This window comes from Rhodococcus sp. SBT000017 (genome assembly GCF_003688915.1).
In the GTDB taxonomy this organism is placed as follows: Bacteria; Actinomycetota; Actinomycetes; order Mycobacteriales; family Mycobacteriaceae; genus Rhodococcoides.
In genome coordinates, this window is the sequence record NZ_REFU01000001.1 from 2,907,680 (window position 1) to 2,927,919 (window position 20,240).

Annotated in this window: 24 protein-coding genes and 2 pseudogenes; 12 read left to right on the plus strand and 14 right to left on the minus strand. The window is 62.1% G+C overall.

Annotation, left to right across the window (positions count from 1 at the left end; all coding sequences use genetic code 11):
- The first annotated feature begins 63 nt into the window (after positions 1 to 63).
- Entirely contained in the window at positions 64 to 567 is a 504-nt protein-coding gene (soxR, locus tag AYK61_RS13495) for a redox-sensitive transcriptional activator SoxR (protein ID WP_121871131.1), read from the plus strand.
- 57 nt (positions 568 to 624) lie between these two features.
- Here soxR and AYK61_RS13500 read toward each other — a convergent pair whose 3' ends face one another.
- From AYK61_RS13500 to AYK61_RS13520, 5 genes and pseudogenes are all read right to left on the minus strand, one after another.
- A complete protein-coding gene (locus AYK61_RS13500; RefSeq protein ID WP_121871132.1) occupies positions 625 to 960 on the minus strand; it encodes a hypothetical protein in 336 nt (111 codons plus the stop codon).
- 3 nt (positions 961 to 963) lie between these two features.
- Entirely contained in the window at positions 964 to 1,368 is a 405-nt protein-coding gene (locus AYK61_RS13505; RefSeq protein ID WP_147458320.1) for a hypothetical protein, read from the minus strand.
- A 191-nt stretch (positions 1,369 to 1,559) separates the two neighbouring features.
- Positions 1,560 to 2,114: a hypothetical protein gene (locus AYK61_RS13510; RefSeq protein ID WP_121871134.1), complete on the minus strand. Its 555-nt coding sequence runs from the start codon at positions 2,112 to 2,114 to the stop codon at positions 1,560 to 1,562.
- A 12-nt stretch (positions 2,115 to 2,126) separates the two neighbouring features.
- Positions 2,127 to 2,696, minus strand: a complete 570-nt coding sequence (locus AYK61_RS13515) for a cysteine hydrolase family protein (protein ID WP_121871135.1) — start codon at positions 2,694 to 2,696, stop codon at positions 2,127 to 2,129.
- A gap of 253 nt (positions 2,697 to 2,949) precedes the next feature.
- A pseudogene (locus AYK61_RS13520) lies at positions 2,950 to 3,426 on the minus strand (DIP1984 family protein).
- Positions 3,427 to 4,128: 702 nt separating this feature from the next.
- On the opposite strand from AYK61_RS13520, the gene AYK61_RS13525 reads away from it, so the two are divergent.
- Together AYK61_RS13525 and AYK61_RS13530 are read left to right on the plus strand one after the other, a co-directional pair.
- Positions 4,129 to 5,463, plus strand: coding sequence for a glycosyltransferase 87 family protein (locus AYK61_RS13525; RefSeq protein WP_121871136.1), 1,335 nt, complete (start codon positions 4,129 to 4,131; stop codon positions 5,461 to 5,463).
- Between the two features lie 148 nt (positions 5,464 to 5,611).
- Positions 5,612 to 6,370: an N-acetyltransferase gene (locus AYK61_RS13530; RefSeq protein WP_121871137.1), complete on the plus strand. Its 759-nt coding sequence runs from the start codon at positions 5,612 to 5,614 to the stop codon at positions 6,368 to 6,370.
- 244 nt (positions 6,371 to 6,614) lie between these two features.
- On the opposite strand, the pseudogene AYK61_RS13535 reads toward AYK61_RS13530, so the two are convergent.
- A pseudogene (locus AYK61_RS13535) lies at positions 6,615 to 6,935 on the minus strand (alpha/beta hydrolase); the annotation flags it as partial.
- 130 nt (positions 6,936 to 7,065) lie between these two features.
- Here AYK61_RS13535 and AYK61_RS13540 point away from each other — a divergent pair.
- A complete protein-coding gene (locus AYK61_RS13540) occupies positions 7,066 to 7,437 on the plus strand; it encodes a PLD nuclease N-terminal domain-containing protein (RefSeq protein WP_121872732.1) in 372 nt (123 codons plus the stop codon).
- On the opposite strand, the gene lepB is transcribed toward AYK61_RS13540, so the two are convergent.
- Entirely contained in the window at positions 7,438 to 8,175 is a 738-nt protein-coding gene (gene lepB / locus AYK61_RS13545) for a signal peptidase I (RefSeq protein WP_121871138.1), read from the minus strand. It abuts the gene before it with no gap.
- A 41-nt stretch (positions 8,176 to 8,216) separates the two neighbouring features.
- Between lepB and AYK61_RS13550 the strand changes: the two genes are divergently transcribed.
- On the plus strand, positions 8,217 to 8,549 hold the full coding sequence (locus AYK61_RS13550) for a hypothetical protein (protein WP_147458322.1): 333 nt from the start codon (positions 8,217 to 8,219) through the stop codon (positions 8,547 to 8,549).
- A 12-nt stretch (positions 8,550 to 8,561) separates the two neighbouring features.
- On the opposite strand, the gene AYK61_RS13555 is transcribed toward AYK61_RS13550, so the two are convergent.
- The 3 genes from AYK61_RS13555 to AYK61_RS13565 all read right to left on the minus strand — a co-directional run bounded on the left by AYK61_RS13555 (position 8,562) and on the right by AYK61_RS13565 (position 11,494).
- Positions 8,562 to 10,157 carry an ABC-F family ATP-binding cassette domain-containing protein gene (locus AYK61_RS13555; protein ID WP_121872733.1) on the minus strand — a complete coding sequence of 532 codons (1,596 nt, stop codon included), beginning with the start codon at positions 10,155 to 10,157 and terminating at the stop codon, positions 8,562 to 8,564.
- 321 nt (positions 10,158 to 10,478) lie between these two features.
- Entirely contained in the window at positions 10,479 to 10,940 is a 462-nt protein-coding gene (locus AYK61_RS13560; protein WP_121871140.1) for an SRPBCC domain-containing protein, read from the minus strand.
- A gap of 131 nt (positions 10,941 to 11,071) precedes the next feature.
- Positions 11,072 to 11,494, minus strand: coding sequence for a hypothetical protein (locus tag AYK61_RS13565; protein WP_121871141.1), 423 nt, complete (start codon positions 11,492 to 11,494; stop codon positions 11,072 to 11,074).
- Between the two features lie 93 nt (positions 11,495 to 11,587).
- Between AYK61_RS13565 and AYK61_RS13570 the strand changes: the two genes are divergently transcribed.
- The gene (locus tag AYK61_RS13570) at positions 11,588 to 12,469 is read left to right on the plus strand and encodes a type IV toxin-antitoxin system AbiEi family antitoxin domain-containing protein (protein WP_310886826.1); all 882 of its coding nucleotides are present in this window, start codon (positions 11,588 to 11,590) and stop codon (positions 12,467 to 12,469) included.
- 22 nt (positions 12,470 to 12,491) lie between these two features.
- Here the strand turns inward: AYK61_RS13570 and AYK61_RS13575 are convergent, their stop codons facing one another.
- Positions 12,492 to 12,704, minus strand: coding sequence for a hypothetical protein (locus AYK61_RS13575; protein WP_147458323.1), 213 nt, complete (start codon positions 12,702 to 12,704; stop codon positions 12,492 to 12,494).
- A gap of 93 nt (positions 12,705 to 12,797) precedes the next feature.
- Between AYK61_RS13575 and AYK61_RS13580 the strand changes: the two genes are divergently transcribed.
- Positions 12,798 to 13,091, plus strand: a complete 294-nt coding sequence (locus AYK61_RS13580) for a hypothetical protein (protein ID WP_147458324.1) — start codon at positions 12,798 to 12,800, stop codon at positions 13,089 to 13,091.
- 42 nt (positions 13,092 to 13,133) lie between these two features.
- On the opposite strand, the gene AYK61_RS13585 is transcribed toward AYK61_RS13580, so the two are convergent.
- On the minus strand, positions 13,134 to 14,351 hold the full coding sequence (locus AYK61_RS13585) for a GGDEF domain-containing protein (RefSeq protein WP_121871144.1): 1,218 nt from the start codon (positions 14,349 to 14,351) through the stop codon (positions 13,134 to 13,136).
- A 146-nt stretch (positions 14,352 to 14,497) separates the two neighbouring features.
- On the opposite strand from AYK61_RS13585, the gene AYK61_RS13590 reads away from it, so the two are divergent.
- The 5 genes from AYK61_RS13590 (at position 14,498) to AYK61_RS13610 (ending at position 18,722) form a co-directional block, all read left to right on the plus strand.
- Positions 14,498 to 15,703 carry an MFS transporter gene (locus tag AYK61_RS13590; RefSeq protein ID WP_121871145.1) on the plus strand — a complete coding sequence of 402 codons (1,206 nt, stop codon included), beginning with the start codon at positions 14,498 to 14,500 and terminating at the stop codon, positions 15,701 to 15,703.
- 14 nt (positions 15,704 to 15,717) lie between these two features.
- Complete coding sequence (locus AYK61_RS13595; protein WP_032396178.1) at positions 15,718 to 16,074, plus strand: metalloregulator ArsR/SmtB family transcription factor; 357 nt, start codon at positions 15,718 to 15,720, stop codon at positions 16,072 to 16,074.
- 27 nt (positions 16,075 to 16,101) lie between these two features.
- Entirely contained in the window at positions 16,102 to 16,626 is a 525-nt protein-coding gene (locus tag AYK61_RS13600; protein ID WP_121871146.1) for a copper resistance CopC family protein, read from the plus strand.
- 35 nt (positions 16,627 to 16,661) lie between these two features.
- The gene (locus AYK61_RS13605; RefSeq protein ID WP_183130269.1) at positions 16,662 to 17,393 is read left to right on the plus strand and encodes a TetR/AcrR family transcriptional regulator; all 732 of its coding nucleotides are present in this window, start codon (positions 16,662 to 16,664) and stop codon (positions 17,391 to 17,393) included.
- Positions 17,394 to 17,501: 108 nt separating this feature from the next.
- Positions 17,502 to 18,722: a Fic family protein gene (locus AYK61_RS13610; RefSeq protein ID WP_121871148.1), complete on the plus strand. Its 1,221-nt coding sequence runs from the start codon at positions 17,502 to 17,504 to the stop codon at positions 18,720 to 18,722.
- On the opposite strand, the gene AYK61_RS13615 is transcribed toward AYK61_RS13610, so the two are convergent.
- Both AYK61_RS13615 and AYK61_RS13620 read right to left on the minus strand, forming a co-directional pair.
- Positions 18,695 to 19,663: a diiron oxygenase gene (locus AYK61_RS13615; protein WP_121871149.1), complete on the minus strand. Its 969-nt coding sequence runs from the start codon at positions 19,661 to 19,663 to the stop codon at positions 18,695 to 18,697. The genes AYK61_RS13610 and AYK61_RS13615 overlap by 28 nt on opposite strands.
- Before the next feature lie 163 nt (positions 19,664 to 19,826).
- Complete coding sequence (locus AYK61_RS13620) at positions 19,827 to 20,153, minus strand: hypothetical protein (protein ID WP_121871150.1); 327 nt, start codon at positions 20,151 to 20,153, stop codon at positions 19,827 to 19,829.
- Positions 20,154 to 20,240 lie beyond the last annotated feature (87 nt).

Sequence of the window (20,240 nt, forward strand, 5' to 3'; positions counted from 1 at the left end):
ACAGTGCACTTCATCAAGTGCACTTGACGTCAAGGCGAGTGAACGAACCAGGAGGGGCAGGTCATGACACAACTGGATACGGACGCGGTATGGCTCAAGCCCGGCCAGGTCGCAGAACGTGCCGGGGTGGCAGTATCGGCCCTGCACTACTACGAACAGGTTGGATTGATTTCCAGTCGCCGCACGAGCGGAAACCGTCGGGAGTACCGGCGCGACGTGCTGCGGGTTATCGCCTTCATCAGAACAGCTCAGCGTCTCGGCGTGTCCCTGGAGAAGATCAAGGATGCGCTCGACCAACTGCCGGAACAGGCCATACCAGGAAAACGCGATTGGGCGCGGATATCTCGACAGTGGCGCGACGAACTCACTGCTCGCATCGAAGAATTGACTGCGCTGCGAGACAACTTCTCCGACTGCATCGGATGCGGATGCCTGTCGCTGACATCGTGCCCCTACTCGAACCCCAATGACATTCTCGGACAACACGGTACGGGAGCACGACGCCTCACAGCCCGGATGACGCAATCGACGACACGCACAGGAACCGAAACCTCGCTGTTTTCGTGATCGTGATCGTGGAACGAGCGACGTGCCTTCGGCAACAAGAGTCACCAATCGACATGGTCACAAGGTCTTGATTTCGGCGAACGGGTAGCCACCGATCAGCACAGCGACGAACACATAGGCTGCCAGCCCGGCCAACTCCCACGTCGTTCTTTCGCGCTGGAAGTCGGAGAATATCCAAAGCAACGGAGCCAGCAGCCAAATGGCGGCAGCGACACCGCAGATCACGAACAGCCTGTTCGCCCGTGCACGCAGGTGTGGGGTGGTCTTCACCCGGTCCGGTACGTCGCTGCCGTAGTAGTCCGGATAGAGAACTTTGCCTCGCAACCCGACTGACGAGCCGAAGCCGAACGCGAAAATTCCCACGATCAGCCCGAGAGCGAGCGCAGTGTTCACGAATCACCGTCCCGCTACAGCTCGACCGGACTTGGATAGCGCTCTGTAGTTTCGAATTGTGTTGACGCACAACCACGCAGTGACGATGGGAGCGAAGAATCCGAGTGTCAGGCCCCCACCCATCAGCGAGATCACGACGACTGCGCACCCGATCAGAGTGACACCAATCAAATCGATCTTTCGGCCGATAGACGAACCCGAGGTCGCCACGATTCCGGGAAATCGCGGCGAGTCGACGAGCATCCGTACCGCCGCGACGCATGCAGCCAGTCCTGCAACGACCATGAATGCGAACACAATCGTTCCACCCCAACCGATCTCGGCCCAGTTCAACCGCGGCTCGAACAGCCCGCGAACGAACGCCTGGAGGGTGGGGACCGAAGCAAAGTAACCCAGGTACAGCAACACGATTGGTCCCGCCAGACCCGCAGCCGTCCGCCCATTCGCCATACCGAACGGTATCAAACGGCTCGAATGTCGGCGGGCGTTGGTACCGAGGGCCGCGATTCTGCCAGTCCTGTCTCGCCGTTCGACCGCCTCCTCGATACCCACCTGGTTCGACTCACGTTGGTGCACAATCGAAGTAGACGCACGACCGACTAGATTCCACCTCGAACGCGTCGCATGTAGTCTCGCCATCCCTCCAGATAGGGCTTCACATCATCGATTTCGATCAGAGCGACATCTTCGACCGGGTAGTTTCGACTGTCGATGACGATCGAGACGCCGTCGACCCCGCCGGCGGCCCACCATCGGTCGGGTCCACCCCACTTCGAGAACTCGACGCTCACACCGTCGCAGGGAATCGACACAGCGACCCCGGGAGCGTCCCGGACTGCCCGGTGCCGGTCGTCGTAGTCGGGCTCCCTCGGGGAAATTCCGGTAGCGCGTTCGATCGCTCGAACCACCTCCCGCCGAGGATCTCCGACCACCGTGCTGATCTGCACGGACAGGTCGCCGTCAGGAGTGCCGTGCACGAGTCCGGCGGATGAAAGCCGGTCGTCCGCCCATCCCCAGTCCCCGATCATGATGGGGCCGGTCCACTCCTTCAGCCCGAACACGCGAACCTGCCGAGCTTCCGAAAGCACTCGGCTCTCGAGCTCGCGAATGTGTTCCCAGAACTCGTCCGGGGACAGTTGCCCTGTCACTTCCATTGCGCACCTTCTTCAGTCCGAGAGCAGGTCTCCTGTCATGACAACAGTTGCGAATTCCCCGTGCAGGTTCGTCGCGGTGATGGCCGACAAGGTGGCGGCGGGCACGGTCGTTCCGTCGGGCCCGACGCGATCGAAGGTGTGTGTGGCGTCGATGACGAAGTGCGTGTCGTATCCAAGGTTCCAGGCCATCCGAGCCGTCGTCTCGCAGCAATGATTCGTCGTGATCCCACAGATGACGACCTGGTCGATGCCCTCGACGCCCAGCCAGGCATGGAGATCAGGGGTGCCGTAGAAGCTCGAATTGACTCGTTTGCTGATCAGCAGATCTGGACTTCCTTCGATGACGTCTTTGAACGCGTGCCCGGAACTACTCGGTGACAACGGAGACAGAGGGTTGTCGGAGTCGTGTCGAACGAACACCACCGGCCATGACTCGGACCGCCACATGCGAACGAGGGCAGCGATATTGCCTTCACACGACGGGTTGTCCCGCGGACCCCAGAACTCGGCATCGTCGAATCCCGCCTGTACATCGACAACGATCAGAGCGGGATGACCGAAGTTGATCAGTGAAGTAGCCATACCATGCAGGCTATCCGCGATCGCAGGCCGACACCATACCGCCGAGTGGCCCCTTACCCACCCTCGTCCCCGTTCGATCAGCACACGGTAATGCATTGTGCGCTGTGCACCTTTCTCCTGAATTGTACTGAGCTGCACTGTGACCGGGTGAATGCCCGAAACGCTGCCCACCACGCAGGAGAGGGCCGGAAGACCGCCGACCCGCGGTACGTGCTCGCCTCGAACGAAAACTACCTACTACCCGGCGTCCAGCTCACTCCTCGATCAGATCGAACTCCCAGTTCATACGTTGGATCTCCAAGTCCACTAGTCGAATACGTTTGGCGATATCGTCGGCAGTCGAACGTAATTCGGCAACCGGAAGAGCTGCTACTTACACCAACTCCGATCGCAGTTGACGCGGGCCGTACCGATGCTCATGATCGCGCCCCGACGCAGCGTCCGCTGCGGCGGAGATAACCTTGTGGCGCATACGTAGAACGTCTCGAGATGCGAGCGCGTCGGTAATGGTTCCATCGCGCACCGTCGCTGCGCTGTTCGTCCGGTTTATCCGGCGGATGAGAAATTCGAGGCGGTCAAGCACAATTGCGTACTCCGACAATAGAATCGACGCGTTCTCGGCCGGTGCTTCGCCATCCTGATGGCGGGCGTTCGCCAGAATTCGCGCTTTCAAGTGCTCGGAGCGCTTGATCAGTTCGCCTCGCTCTGCGAGGGCCTCGGCAAGCTTCATGATCTGCACCTCGGTCGAGAAGAACCGAATGCGGAGTGACTGCGGGCGCTCATGCGCCTTTCGACGTGTCGAAACTGTTCATGGATCAACAAGTACCACAGTTCAGCCAGATGCGGAAGGGTTTGTGCGGGTGACCGATCGGCGCACCACTACCGAAGAGCCAAGAGAAGTCGCTTCAGCAAGGCAGCGGGTTGGCTTCGTTCGCCAGGAGCCAGTGATGTCAGCAGCGCTTCCTCGTTTGCCATGTGCAGGTAGCGGGGTATCCACTGCGTCAACCTCATCCCGCGTCAATTGCACGATGACCACTCGACGGTTCGTCGGGTCGACTTCGCGTTCGATCATCCTTTGCCCGTGAGCCGATTCGAGCGGTTCGTGATAGCTCCGGACGTGACCATCGCCCTGTCGAGCAACTGTTCAACGGTGAGGCGATGCGGGGTTCCGGCGCGTCGAAGCGCAGCGATCAGATCGAATTCACCTGGTCGCAAACCACCAATGCCGATTTTGCTGGCGTGAAACGCAACTCGTCGAACCATCACTGATACCAACGGAGTGCCTTTTTGACCGTTGGAAACGAGTCCAAGGTCTGGATGCAGCTCCAATTCAGGGTCTGCATTCAGCCCGCCGCGCAGACGAGACCATAAAGCGACCAGTCAGTCCGTGTCGAATCCGTTGTTGTAACCGGCACGTTCTATCGTCACATGCATGACGTCGTCCAGCTTCACGCCGCTACGGACCAGAACTGGACAGCGCACGCACGCTGAGCGACGGTCGATCACCGAAGACGCACGAGCACAGGTCGTTCCGGGCGCACCGGACTCATCTGCGCACATCACACCGAATCGTTTCGGTCGGTGGTGGCTGGCAGGTTCGGCACTTGCAGCGTGCATCGCGATTGCAGCGCATGCGTTCTTCCTGGGGTGGACGGTTCCGTTCGGTCTTTTCGGCAACGGAATCGACACCATTGTCTACAGACACGGCGGCGACGTCGTCTTGCAGGGTCAGCCCCTGTACGAGTTCGCGTTGTTCGACATCGGATTGCCGTTCACCTACCCGCCGTTCGCGGCCTTGTTCTTCACCCCGCTGGCATTGCTCACCGTGACGAGTGCCGTGACCGTGCTGCAGGTGATCAATGTTCTGCTGGTCTACGCCGCGGTTGTTCTGAGCTGGCGCGCCCTCGGATATCGCAGCGGCGGAATGTATCTCGTCAGCGCACCGATGGCAATTGCGTTCACATGGCTCGAACCGGTACGGATGACCATCTGGCTCGGGCAGATCAACCTGCTGTTGCTCGTGTTGGTTCTGTTCGATCTCAGCCGGGGGGAAGGTAGTCGTCTCCGCGGTGCCGGCGTGGGAATTGCCGCGGGGCTCAAGCTGACGCCCGCCTTCTTCGTGCTCTACCTGCTGACTATCAGACAGTGGCGTGCGGCGTTCACCGCGGGTGCCGCTTTCACGGTCACCGTTGCAGCCGGATTCTTGGTCATCCCCTCCGATTCCTGGAAGTTCTGGACCACGACCATGGTCGACTCCGAGCGGATCGGGGCACTGGCATCACCGGCGAACCAGTCGATCCACGGCGCACTGGCGCGGTTGTGGCCGGGCCACACTCCGCCGTTCCTGGTGTGGCTTCTCTGTGCCGCAGCCATCACCGCCCTGGCATTGTGGACAGCTGCGCGGGCTCACCGAGCGGGTAAGACGTTGCTGGCGTTGGTGATCTGCGGACTCGCAACGCCGATGGTCTCACCATTTGCGTGGGGACATCACTGGGTGTGGTGCATACCGTTGACCATCGTCGCCCTCGACTACGCGAATCGACACCGCACGTGGTGGAGCTGGCTGGCACCAGTAGCGGCCACTTTGCCCATGATTGCCTGGTATTTCACCGACTACCGCGGCATCAAGGCAATCGGAATCTTCATGTTCGAGGGGTCCCGTGCCTTCGAGGCGGCCGTTCAATTCACCTACCCAGCGGTATTTCTCGGAACAATTGCCGTCACGCTGATCTCCTCGACGGGTAGGCGCCGTCCCACGACTGCGTGACGATCTCTGCTCACGTTCGGACCGCCCTGGCGAACGCTGATTCGCCCAACCCGCCCGAACCGAAACGCATACCCGAGTGACGTGGGCAATTACGCTGAGCTTCACTTGATATACGTCCTGCGAATAGTGGGTCAGGCACGATGAACAGGTGACCTTCACCGTCTCCGTTCTCGCTGATCGTCCCGATCTCGCAGAACCACTGTGGAACATGCACTCGTCGTGGCCGACGTTCATGACCAAGGATCCGATCGGTTCGATGTATTTCGATCCCGCCATCTTCGAGTTGTTCGCCGACCACGTCCTCGTGTGTCAGGACGACGCAGGCGCCGTGGTCGGCAAGGCCATTTCCATACCGTTCCATTTGCCCGACGCCTCTGTCCTTCCTGCCGACGGCTGGGACGGCGCAATCAGACGCGGCATCTGCACTCGACTCACTGAGAAGTCCGCCAATGCGGTTTCGGCGCTGGAGATTTCCTTGACTTCGAGCACTCAGGGGCGAAGCCTGTCGACGACACTGCTGGTCGCCCTTCGTGACAATGCCCGACGACTGGGCTTCAGCGAACTCTTGGCTCCGCTCCGTCCCAACGGTAGAACCGATCTAGATGAGCCGATCGCGTCGTACATCCACCGCACTCGACCGGACGGCTTGCCGGTCGACCCGTGGCTGCGCGTCCACGTCCGTGCGGGCGGTCGCATCGACAGTGTCGCGCCACGGTCGATGGTCGTGCCGGGAACTCTCGCCGAGTGGCGGGAGTGGACGGGTCTGCCGTTCGACCGATCAGGACCGGTAGATGTGCCGGGTGCATTGGTACCGGTGATAGTCGACCTCGATCGCGGCATTGCCGTGTACACCGAACCGAATGTGTGGGTGCGTCACGCGACGGACCCGCAAGGCGATGCTGCGTAGTTTGAGGTACGAGCTCGCTTCGAGCCGGTCGAGTACTCGGATGCGAACGGCCCCTGAGTGCCGACAACGTTCTGATATCGGATTCGCTACGTCTCCGCGGGGACGACGATTCGGCCACACGGTGAGCTGTGCATTCCATTCGCCTACCCGGCGGTGTTTTCGGAACAATGACCACGGGACCGAATCGGGTGCATCTGACCGCGCTCACCGCGGTCAGATGCACCCGATTTCCACTGTCAGCGGTCTACTTCAGATGCCGATCGAAGAACCGGTTTCCATCGTCGCCCTCGAAGTGTGGGACACCGGTGTGCCCACCCATGTTGGCGTGCAACGTTTTCTCCCGGGACCCGAAGGCGTCGAACAGATCCAACGCCATCTGTCGGTCGTTTCCTTCGTCGTCCCATTGCAGCAGAATCTGTAGTGGAATGGTGGTCTGCCTCGCTTCCTCGAACATACTGCGGGGCACGAAGCTCCCGGCGTACAGAAGCGCAGCTGCGATGCGTGGTTCGACCACAGCGAGCCGGACACCGATTGCAATCACTCCTCCCGAGTATCCGACGGGGCCACCGAAAGCTAGAAGGGGTCGACGCTCTCCGCCACCGAATACGCGTCGAGGCTACAACTGTTGAATTCGCGACAACCCCGCTACGATGCTCGGTACATCAGACCGAACGGTCTTGAACATGGAGGATCACATGCCGTATCTCGGTCTGCTGGTGATGTTGCTGTGGGTGTTCTGTCTGATCGACGTGATCACGGCCGACGACGGTGGAGTGCGCTTCCTCCCGAAGATCGTGTGGCTGCTGTTGGTGGTGTTTCTCCCATTGGCCGGCTCGTTGGCATGGTTGTTCGCGGGGCGTCCGATAGGTGGCGGAATCTGGGGAGGTTCCGGCGGCGGCAACCGGCGGGCGAGCAATTCTGCGTTTCCGGAGTACGAGACGCGCCCTGGTCGTCAGGCGGCGCAGAATCCGTATGCCGATGCGGAATTTCTTCGGCAGTGCCGAGAGCGCGCGGAGGAACAACGTCGACTCGAGCGCGAGCGCCGCAAGCGAGATCTCGGATTCTGATCAGTGTTGCCGAATCGACGGCGACTCGATGGTGCCCCATCGCGACGGCGGCAGCACGATCAGTCGCGCTTTGCCGATGACATCTCCGACGGGGACCGTGCCGCCCAGTTCGTCTTTGCGGTGAGCTCTGGAATCGGCTGAACCGCTGCGGTTGTCGCCCATCACCCAGAGATTTCCGGTGGGCACGGTCACCGGCACGAAGCAGCGTCCGGATTGGGGCGTGGTCTCGCAGGTGAGCGTGTTCTCGACGAATGGGAAGTCCATGACGACGTATGGCTCGTCGAGTGGCTGACCATCCACCTCGACGCGACCTTCCGCATCGCAGCACTGCACGGTTTGCCCACCGGTGGCGATGACGCGTTTGACGAGGTCGTTCTCGTCGGGCGCAACCAGTCCAACCCAGGAACCGGCGTCTTGTAGCGCCTTCGCTATCGGGTTGGTCGACCGCGCGGAGCTGTACCCGACGTTCCACGACGAGGACGGTGCACGGAACACCACCACATCGCCCGGCTCCGGGTCACCGAAGCGAAAGGTCATCTTGTCCACGACGATCCGATCGCCCGTGCATCCCGCGCACCCGTGCAGCGTCGGTTCCATGGACTCGGACGGTATGAAGTACACGCGACCGACGAACGTCTGCAGAGAAACGCTCAGCACCAGCGCAACGATCACGAGGACGGCGATCTCGCGAAGCCAGGACGGGACTCTGCGTCGCTGCGGATCGCGTGCCGTTGTCATCCTGGCAGCCTAGAGCCCGGCAGTTGCGTAACGTACTGAGCATGTTGTTTCTGGGCCTTGTGGTCGCTGTCCTCGGCGCGGTGATGATGACCGTCGCGACGAGACAACTGTCGCGCGTCAACGAAGGCCACCATCTACCGATGATCATCGGTAGATTCGCGGTCCGTTCCCCGTTCGCAGCCACAGCGCTTCGAGTGGGAGCTCAGACTGCAGCTCTCGTCGCTGCGCTGATCGTCATGAATGCGACGTGGGATTACACCGCACCCTGGCCTTCGATCATTCTCACCATGACAACTCTCGTTGCGCCAGTTGCAATTCCAGTCATAGTCATAACCTTGACGCACAATCGACACTTGCCGGCCCCGGGACGGTGACCATCCGGGACATCACGAACTCTCGAGGTCAAGAGTTTCCCAGGAATTTGTGTCTCGCAACATCTGTCGATCGTGTGTGGACACCACCACCGCGGCATCGGTCGCGTCGAGGGCCTGGGTCAATTCGTCCACCAGCGCGATGGACAGGTGATTGGTCGGCTCGTCGAGCAGCAGAACGCTCGGCCGGCGGGCGAGAGCCAGTGCGAGGTCGAGGCGGCGATGTTGACCCATCGACAGTTCACCGATCCGCTTGTTCATCTCTCGTGACCGCAGTAGGCCGAGCGAAGACAACGAGACCGTCCCGTCTAAGCGCGATCGAAAGTATTCTCCCGCTCGGCTTTCCGGCGGTAGTGCCGATTCCTGACGCAGCAGAACGACTCGCGCGTCGTGCGCTGCACGCACCTGACCTGTCGTCGGGTTCTCATGTCCCGCGAGCACGGACAGGAGTGTGGACTTCCCGGATCCGTTCGGCCCCGTCACCACCTGCTTGACGCCTGCCGACAAGGTCAGCGATACAGGCACACCCAGTCGCCCCTCCACTGACACATGTTCGGCTACCAACAACGTTCCCCGCCTTGCAACGATCCTCGGAAACCGCAGTTGTTGAGGTGGTTCCGGAACAGGGAGCAGCTGAGATTCCAGGTCCTCCTGCCTGCGGTGCACGTTTCGCACGAGACCGCCTGCACGCGTGGCTCGTTGATGCTTGTTCGTACCTTTGCTCGGCCTCCAGCTGCTGACCAGCTTGTTCTGTGCTTTGCTCAGATCCTCGCGGAGCTTGACGGTCGTCGCCAACTGCTGTTCGTACTCCTGCTCCCACGCGATCCGCTCGGCAGCGCGACCGGCCCGATAGCTGGCATAGCCATCACCGTAGACGCGTGGGCGACCGTCCGGAGTCGGATCGAGATCCAGAATGTGTTGCGCCACATCGGACACAAGAGCTCGGTCGTGACTGACCACTACGACGCCACCGGCCCGATCTCGAAGCCGTCCGGTCAGATAGTCCAGGCCGGCTCGGTCGAGGTGATTGGTCGGTTCGTCGAGGAGCAGAAAGTCGTGATCTCCGCCGAGCAAACAGGCGAGTCGCACTCGGTAACGTTGTCCAACAGACAGTGTGGAAAGAACTCGGCATCTGTCGGTCACTGCTCCGAGTCCGTCGAGCGCAATGTCCAGTCGCCGCTCGGCGTCCCATGCGTCGAGAGCCTCGACGCGCTCCAACGCTGATGTGTACCTCTGTTCGGCTTCTGCTCCGCCAGAGGCCAATTCGTTCGATGCCGAGTCCAGGCTCGCCAACGCCGATATCGACTCGGCGATGGATTCGCGAAGGACCTCTCCGACAGTGCGTTCGTCCGCGGTGGCCATCTCTTGCTCGGCAACACCGAGGGGCCCGACGCGTGACACGGTTCCCGAGTCGGGCGTCAACCGTCCGGCCAGGACGTGAAGGAGGGTGGACTTTCCGCGTCCGTTCTCGCCCACGATTGCCCACCGAGATACGGGTGTCACAGCGATGTCGACACCGGTCAATACCGGTGAGCCGCCGAAGGCGACTGCGATGTCGGAGGCGATGAGTTGCGCGTCGGCGCGCGCAGGGATAGTTGCAGAATATGCCATGAGATCTCCGAAGAATAAGCGCAGCAACATAACTGCGCGTGAATGACGGACGGACCGGGTAGGTCCGGAATCGACGGCACGGTCGAACGCGGTTAGTTCCCCACGTTCGACTCGCCGATGAAGACCGTCATTCGAAGATCAAATGCATGCCGGCACGGTAGCAAGCCGAGTCGGCGGTCCGCCATCGATTTTTTCGTCAGCTGCTGGCGGCCTCGGCAAGCATCGGTCCATACTGTTCCGGTGAGAAGAGCCGGATTCGGAGCAATCACCCTGGTTGTCTTCGGCTGCGCCTGCGCACCCGTCGAAGTGGCCGACGGTGGGCTATGACTGAGGTCGAGCCAAGACGTCGGGCAATTTGGTCGACAGGATTTGATTCCACCCTCGCGCAAATGCGTTGCGCGCCATGACCTGCCGCTTGTCGTCTACATCGAACCCACTGTGTATCAACAGCAGCCGAGTACCACGCCCATGTGAATGGACCTCCCAGCTCAAGAGCCATCGCACGGGGCGAGCCGAGCGCAGGTCCATCCAGCTCCAGGTCATGGCCCTGTTGGGAGTAGCCGCCAACACTTCACACGCAATTTCGGCCGACGCACTCGACGGAACGGACAACAGGAAATGAGAACCGACGATGGCACCCATGTACCCGGTCGACGGCATCAACCACCGCTCGAGCGCTGCCGGATCGGTGATCGCGTTCCAGACAGCCTCCGGTTGCTGGGCGTAAAAACTGCCCACTTCGACGCGTGATAGATCCGGCTCGAAATCGAACTCCGGGCTCACTCGCTACTCCGCATCCTCGAGTTCCTCCGAGACTTCCATCCGTATCCGCCCTTGTTGCGTACGATCCGACACGACGACCGCACGCCTACCAAGGCATGACAGTAGTCCGACCGACCGCAAGCGTCCGACGTTCAAGCGGTGGGCCCCAGCTTCGCTGGATCCGCAGGCGCGAGAAGGTACGCGAATGCATAGCTCACCGATGTCAGTGTTGCGAGCATTATCAACGACTCCGGGTGTAGGGAAGGATTTCCCGATGCCGCCTCGGCCCAGGCGAGCAGTCCCCCAACCACCAGCATCACGGCCGCTGCCGAACAGAGCGCGAATCGATGTCTCCACCGGTTGCGAGTGCGCGGTGGCCAGAACACCGCAGTCCGCGCTGCGTAATGCCCACCTGCGACCGCGACGAGGCCAACGATCAGTCCGACCACTGCGCCGATCACAGCAGGGAGGGTCAGGTCCCACCACCGACCGTTGGCACTCGACCAGATGAGCGCCGCAGCCGTACACGCACCACTGGCCGCTGCGACGCAAAGCTCTTTGGCGACCCAATCCATGCAGATAACTCAAACACACAGGATCCGGTGCAGCCAGCCGCGCCGAGCGCGGTCCAGTGCACCCGATTCGCTCCGCGGAACCGCTTAGGCGCAGTGAACGTCCAAGTGGACATGCTCGATGAATGGTTGGCGCAGCACGACGGCGTGATCACTCGCGCGCAGGCGGCGTTCTGCGGCCTGAGCGGCGATGCCGTGGACCGTCTGGTGCGCGCGGGTGCGTGGCGAACGATTCACCGCGCGGTGTACTTCGTCGTCGACCGCCCGTTCACTGCGGACGCGCGCATTCGGTGCGCGGTGTGGGGTGCGGGACCGAACGCTGCGCTCAGCGGGGAAGCCGCGGCTTTCTGGCATCGGGTGATAACCGAGATGCCGAGCATCATCGAGGTCACCACCCCGCGCAAGGGGCGCAGCCGCGCCGAAGGATGCCGGCTCCGTCGCCGCGATATCCACGGCAAGGACATCGTCGAGCGCCGCGGGCTTCAGGTCACGTCTCTCGAACTCACCGTTCTCGAAGCCTCGATCGGCAAGGCGCACATCATGGATCGGGCACTTCAGCGACACACCGACCTCGGGCGATTGCAGCAAGCCCATGCGCGAAACCCCGGTCGCACCGGTGCTCCCGAAGCGAAGCGGCTACTGAAGATCGCAGCGAATGGTGCCCGCTCCGAGGGAGAGCGACTCTTGATCGGAGAGTTCCGGGCCCGCAAGATCAGCGGCTGGGTGGTCAACTATCGATGGGGCGACTACGAACTCGACATCGCGTTCCTCGCCGAGATGGTCGCCATCGAAATCGACGGCTGGGCATTTCACTCCGATCACGATGCATTCCAACGGGATCGGACCAGGCAGAACGGCATGACTCATAGCTGGACGATCCTTCGCTACACCTGGATCGACCTGACCGAAGACATGGATCGCGTAATAGTCGAAATTGTCGCCACTCTCGATCGAATCCGGTGCAGCCAGCCGCGCTGAGCGCGGTCAGCTGCACCCGATTTCATGGCCGCGGGGACCCGGGTGGACTGTACGACCCATCGAGTCGACCCCTGATGCGTCGGATCGCCTTCCATCCCGCGGGCGTCACCGCGGTGCTGATGATCGCGCCGAACATGACGCCCTGCAGCAGTGCCGACCACTGGCCGGGACTGTCTCCGAACAGAGGCCACTTGTACAGAACTGCGAGAACCGCGAGAAACACCAGAGCACGCATACCTGCACCCTCCCACGACATCGTCAGCGCCGCGAACTATCCGGTACCGTGGAGAAAACGGGCAAAGTGGACCACACCAGGCCGGAGGCCGAGATGCAGAAGCCATTTCGCAAGTGGGTCATGACCGGGGCTCTGAGCAAGAAGTGCGGCGCAACCCGAGCCGATTACATCAATGCACTTGCTCTTGCCCCCGCAGTCGGTATCGGCTTCCTTCTGATCCAGTTGATAGTCGACTCGGGTTCGACGGCTCTCGACACTGCGGCAGGGTGTCTGGGCGGTGCCATCACCGGCTTCCTGTATCTCTACATCGCGTATCGAGTCGATTCACGTAAGAACCGCGGGCCTATCCCTGCGCCGCCGCTGGGTGCTCGGCCCACACGTCTCTGAGATGCGCATTCTGAGCGACTGAAACCCACATTGATCCCGATCTCAGGCTCGCTTCGAGGAATACATTCGTTCGTCTGCGATGCGGAGAAGGTTGTCGGGGCTGGTGGTCGGCTCCCAGCTCCATCCGACGCTCACTGTCACCTGGATTGCGGTGCCGGCGATGTCGTACGGCCCGGCGAGTAGGCCGACGACTCGTTCGGCCAGTCGCTCGACTCCTTCGAGTGAGCGGGCACTGCGCAGCAGGACGACGAATTCGTCTCCTCCGATGCGGCACGCGACGTCGTCCGAGCGGACGTTGTCGAGGATGCGCCGTCCAATTCCCTGCAGCACAGTGTCACCGACGGCATGACCGAATCGGTCGTTGATGGACTTGAAGCCGTCGACGTCCACGAAGAGTATTCCGACGGGGCGGTCGCCTGCCGACTCCCTGAGCGAGTGCAGTTCGGCCATCAATCGTCGACGATTCGCCAGCCCGGTCAAGTCGTCGATCAGCACTTGTCGTTCGAGGTCGGCTTCGGCTGTTTTTCGTGCGGTGATGTCCTGGATCTGCGCGATGATCACGTCGCCGGCTTCGTTGTCACGTACGAGTGTGGCGTTGCGCTGCACCCAGATGGTTGCACCGTCCTTGCGGACGTACCGCTTCTCCGACGCGACCGTGGTCAGGGTTCCTTCTGCCAACGCGCGAAGGTGTTCGTCCGCGATGGGGATGTCGTCGGGATGAGTGAGGTCACGAAAGGTTTTCTGCTGCAACTCTTCCGCGGTGTATCCCAATAGTTCGCAGAGGGCCTTGTTCACCTGCAACCAGCGTCCGTCCACTGTCAGAACGGCTTTGCCGATCGGGGCGTTCTCCATCGCGATCTGGAACAGCCGGATCGCTCGGTCGCGTTGCCGTTCCACTTCGGCGCGGGCGCTGATATCGACCACCAATTCGGTGAATCCGACGACGGCATCGTCGACGATGTCGGGAACATAGGTGGCCTGCGTGACGCGAACCGCGCCGCGGACATCGATGAGTGTGCGGTCGAACTGTTGCTGTTCACCGGCGAGTGCGGCGATTATGTAGGGCGAGTTCAACCCGTACAGAGTCTCGCCGAACAGTTCGCTGATGTGCATGCCGAGCATTCGTGACGGCTCGATGCCGTAGTAGTCGGCGTAGACCCGATTGGCGAAAACGTTCTGCTGCGCGCGATCCCAGTATCCGATCATCGAGGGCAACTGATTGATGGCTCGGCACGCACTCTCCACAAATGCGTCGGCCATGAACCACCCCCGGATGCTCGATTGTGTCCCGAATGTACCTAAAAATGCCGGTTCACGTGCGGCTGGTTGCGTGAACCGGGCGCAGAGTTCCAATACCCGAAAATATTATGAGTGCGCACTTGCGCACACGTGTGTATGTTGAAGCCATGCTGCTCGACATTCCCGCGTTTCGACGCCTCTTCACCGCGCAGGTCGTCGCGTTGCTGGGCACCGGACTGTTGACGGTGGCGCTGGGGCTGCTCGCCTACGACATCGCAGGCAGTGCCGCCGGCGCAGTGCTCGGCACCGCCCTCGCGATCAAGATGATCGCGTATGTGTTTGTCGCTCCGATTGTTTCGTCACTGACCAGCACGCTGCCGCGCCGGCTGGTACTCGTCACCGCCGACGTCGTCAGGGCGCTCACCGCGCTGGCATTGCCGTTCGTCGATCAGGTGTGGCAGGTCTACGTGCTGATCTTCGTTCTGCAGGCGGCGTCGGCCACCTTCACTCCCACCTTCCAGGCCGTCATTCCGTCCGTGGTGCCCGACGCGCAGCAGTACACCCGCGCGTTGACGCTCTCGCGACTCGCCTACGACCTCGAATCACTGCTCAGCCCACTGATCGCCGCTGCATTGTTGACGGTCATCGGATTCCACACGCTGTTCGTCGGCACAGCTCTGGGGTTCGTCGTCTCCGCGGTATTGGTGGTCAACACCGCACTACCGAGACACGTCGCAACCAAGATCCAAAGACCGACAACAGGCATCGCGAGGTTCGTCAGAAATCCCGAACTGCAGGGACTGCTCGCGTTGAACACGGTGGTCGCGGCAGCGACAGCTCTCGTGGTGGTCAACTCCGTGGTCTACGTCCGCGATCTGTTCGGAGGATCGAACAGCCAGTTGGCCATCGCTCTGGGCTTCTACGGTGCCGGTTCGATGGTGGCAGCACTGTTCATCCCGCGAGCCGTCAGATCCATCAGCGATCACACCCTCATGCTCACCGGGGCCGCGGTAGCCGTGACAGGCACGGCCGCAGCAACATTGGTGGCAACACTGCACGGTGGGTCGGCCGCCTGGGTTGCGCTGGCCACGACGTGGGCGGTGCTGGGCGTCGGGACGTCGATGATCAATACGCCGTCGGCGAGGATTCTGCGTCGTGAATCCGACGAGAGCACCCGAACGTCCATCTTCACGGCGCAGTTCTCACTGTCGCACGCGGCGTTTCTGCTCACCTATCCGATTGCGGGATGGGTCGGGGCCCAGTTCGGACTGTTCGCCGCGGCGATGGTGCTCACGGGCTTGGCTACACTTGCGGCACTGTCCGCAGCACGCCTGTGGAGTCGCTCCCGAATGTCGGTGGTCGCCTCCGCGTAGGGAGACGACGTTCGATGCCACCGAAGAAGGAACCGCGCATCAGTCTCGACCATGCCGTCGAACCGGACTCCGCGCGCCTGGCCACGGCCAGCGACACCTTTCGGATGCTCTCCGACCCCACCCGACTGCACATCCTCTGGCTACTCGACCGAGGCCCCGCGGACGTCAGCGCACTGACCACAGCCACCGGAACCTCCCGCACCGCCGTCAGTCAGCATCTGGCCAAGCTCCGGTTCACCGGACTTGTCGAGACCCGACGCGACGGTCGCAACGTCATCTACCGCCTGGCCGACGGTCACCTCGCCCGTCTCGTTCGTGAGGGCCTCAACTTCGCCGACCACAAGGTCACCGGCGAGCCCCCGCACGAATAACCCTGCACCACAACAAGAAAGCACCCGATGAAACGCCTCGCCGTGATCGCAGCCGCCATTCTCACCGCGACGGCACTGTCGATCGCCCCAGCAGCTGCGCATGCAACTCTGCAGTCCAGCAACCCTGCCGAGAACTCCGTGCTCGACGCCGCGCCGGACGAGGTGACCCTGACGTTCAACCAGTCCGTCTCACAGAACTTCGCCACCGTCACCGTCGTCGGATCCGACGGAATGAATTGGGCCGCATCGGATCCCGTCGTCGACGGCAGCACGGTGACCGTCGATCTGGACGGGCTCGGTGCCGGCGGCGAGTACACCATCGGCTACCGAGTGGTCTCCGCCGACGGGCATCCGATCACCGGCAGCATTCCGTTCCAAGTCACCTCATCGTCCCCGACGTCGGCAGCACCCGCAGCGCCGGCCACAACCGAAACAACCTCAACCGCCATGGAAGAGACCGACAGTGGATTCCCTCTCTGGCCCATCGGGGCAGCGGTGGCCGTGGTCGCCGCAGCGGGGGTTCTGTTCGCGCTTCGTAATCGCAGCAACTGACGTCCTCATCCGATATGGACGTGAGACCATGCAGCATGAGTGACGGTGGCCCCCGCCCGACGTCCGATGGCCGCAAGCGGCGTTGGGAACAGCACAACACCGATCGTCGACGCCATATCATCGACGCGGCCATGACGGTTCTGGCGCGCGATATCGCTCCTGGTGAGCGGCTCACCACCGCTCAGATTTCCGCCGAGGCCGGGGTGCATCGCACCGGGCTGTACCGGCATTTTCGTGATCGCACCGACTTGGACACGGCCATTCAGCGGGCCATCTGCTCGGAGTTGACGGCCACGTTGGTCACGTCGTTCGCGTTGACCGGAACGCCTCGCGACGTGGTGCATCGAGTGGTGAGCACGTACGTGCGCTGGGTGGCCGAGCATCCCGCGTGGACGCGTTTCGTCGAGCAGGATGTCAGTGCCGAGTCGCCCACGCCGCTCGAGGAGACCAACGCTCTGCTGGCCGAGCAGTTGGAAGTGAGCGTCGCCGCGTTCCTGTCACTGGTGCACGCAGACCTGACCACCGACGACTGGTCGCTGGTGCGGCCGTGGGTGGCGGGCCTTGTCTCCGGTTGCATGGGTGCGGTGCGCAGTTGGAGCGGGCAGACCGAATCACGTACCGGGCTCGATCATTTTGCGACGTTCCTGGCCGACACCATCTGGCTGCAGGTCAAGGGCCTCGGGGCATCCCGCGGGATCGCGATCCCGCAGGTGCCCCTCGAAAGCGTCGTCGAGGAGACTCAGCCGAACGACGGCTTACTGCGGTAGCCCCGACAGCGGCGGGAAACGCAACCATTCGGCCGCATAGAATACTTTGATGTTATCAAAGTATATTTAAGGCCGGACTGATCGCGTTTTCTGACGACGGGGGCAGCAATGATCTGGTCGCCACACCGCGTCGAGTCGCGGGCCTGGAAGCCGAGTCGGCGTCAAGGTTCGCGGGCCGATCGCACGCTGCAACACGTCGAAGTGTCCATTCCACCCATGATCGGCGAAGCGCACTGCGATCTGTCCGGCTCGGTTGCTCGGGCCAACGAAGAGGCGATCATTGCAGTTGCACGACTGGAGGCGGGTTTCGGCGAGCACCTGGCTCCTCTGTCCGATTTTTTGCTCCGAAGCGAGTCGGTGGCATCGTCGAAGATCGAGCACATCGACGCCGGCTGGCGAGCGTTCGGCAAGGCGTTCGCAGGAGGTAAATCCAACGCCGAGGCGAAATCTCAACTTGCGGCCGTGCATGCATTGGCGGCGATGGTCGACGCCGCAGGCAAAGGTCCGATCACCGGTGACAATCTCACGACCGCGCACAGATTATTGATGGCACCGGATTTCTACACCGCGCGCGATTCGGGCATCGTTCGCGACGTGCAGAACTGGATCGGGGGCAGCGATTACACCCCGATCGACGCCCTGTACGTGCCACCTCCGCCTGAACTCGTCCACGAATTGATGACCGATCTGCTCGCCTTTGCCAATCGAACAGATCTGCCCATACTCGCTCAGGCCGCGATCGCGCACGCCCAGTTCGAGTCCATCCACCCGTTCACCGACGGCAACGGCCGCATCGGCCGCGCTCTGATCAGCGCGATCCTGCGTCGACGCGGGTTGACCGGACGAGTGACCGTCCCTCTGGCATCGGTGATGCTTGCGGACACAGGCCGCTACTTCGACAGACTGACCGACTACCGCGCCGGTGACGCAGATGGATTCGTGGAGTACGTCGCGCACGCGGCAACCGTGTCCAGTTACGCCGCCCAGGACTCGGCCCAGGCCTTGGCCGAACTTCCCGAACACTGGCGCGCCACCGCGCGACCCCGCGCCAATTCGGCGGACGCGAAGATCATCGTCGCCCTGCTCGACACCCCGATCTTGAACGCGGACACGGCCGGCCAGATCACCGGCACTACCGATGCGAGTACCTATCGCGCCCTCGCTCGGCTGACCGAGGCAGGAGTGCTCGAGGTACTGACAGCCAGCAAGCGCAACCAGATCTGGGCTGCCACGGCTGTGCTGGCCGAACTCGATGCGCTCAGCCTCACCATCGGGAAACGCTCGATCCCCCCACAATCAGCTCAGCCGAACGACGGCTCACTGCGGTAGCGCGAGGGTCGTCCGTCGATACCGAGGGCGCGCCAGACGCGTCGGGACACGCGGTTCATCAGCCCGAGCTCGCCCGCCAGCATACGAACGTCACCGAACGTGTCGCGCAATGCCTTTCGCGAGGAGTCGCTGTCCCACCAGACGGCGTCTACTACCTCGTCGGGGATGTCGAGGTCGCGTCGCATCTGCTTGCTCGGTTTCATGATCACGTCGCACAGCAGTCGCATGATGACGGGCATGAGTATCGAGATCGATGCCTTCTCGAAGCGTCCGAGCCGCGGAGCCTTGTGCTCGAGATACTGATGCGCGAAGCCGATGTGTCGCGCTTCCTCGGCGATGTGAATCTGCATCACGCGCTGGACCAAGGGGTGTCCGACGCTACCGGCGCGCAGGACGCCCTTCTGCATGTGGTCGATCGGCTCTTCTCCTGCGAGGACGCCGACGAAGAATCCGAACGGTGCCGATCGAGCGGCGAACACCGTGAGCATCGGCACGACCTTGCGGAACCACGCGGGCCCACCCGGCACGTCGATGCCGATGCGGTTCACCAGTTCCTGGAACATCTGGGTGTGGTGGCACTCTTCGGTTGCCTCGTGCGTCGAGTACCGGAATTCGGGTGAATCGTTGGGCAGTGTGAGGGCGTATTGCATGAGTCCGCTGATGAGGATCTGCTCGAACTGCAGGCCGACCTTGACCATGCTGGCCTGGCGGTACATCCCGATGTGAATCTGTCGGTCCAGGGGAAGCGACTTGTACCAGTCGGTGTGGCCGAGCGGGTCCGCGTCCGAGAGCACCCAGCGTGGATCGTTCGGAACGATCGCGTATTCGGGCTCGTCCCAGGGGATGTCGAGGAAGGCGTCGAAGTGCTGATGCACAGATGCCGTCGACAGAGCGTGCAGCCTGTCTCGGTAGAGCGTCCGTGCGTCGTCGACTGCAGTCATGGTGGTCCTTCCGCCTGCGTCCGAACAAATGTGTACGCAACACAGCGTCACACATAAAACAGGTTGGTGCAACGCTCCGTCGCAGATACATGAGAAATGTTCTTCGAAACAACGAAACCGGCCGACCGCACTGCGGTCGACCGGCCTCGAGGCAGGCGCTCCATCACCAGTGCGGCAGCACCATCACCACGAATCCCACGCCGACGATGATTCCGAGAATTCCGGTGCCGATAGCCAGCGCAGTGTCGCTGCGATCGGCGGGCGGGCCGGAGAGGTCGGGGCTGCGATCGGCCCACAGCGCAGAGGCGACGGCAATCAGTCCTGCCGCGATGCCGAGGCCCGCGGCCCAGAACGAGACGATCGACAGCGCACCGAACATCACGGCGTATTCGGTCACCTGTGCGCGGGTACGAATGCGCCGATTCCACCACTTCGGTGGCATGTCGTCGTCCGAATCACGTGTATCGAAGTGGGGAGAGGTGACAGTCACTGCGGACTCCTTTCGAGTGAGAATGTGCCTCCATTTTGGCACTCGACGGTTGAGAGTGCCAATCCCCTGGACGGGGCCGATGGGCGC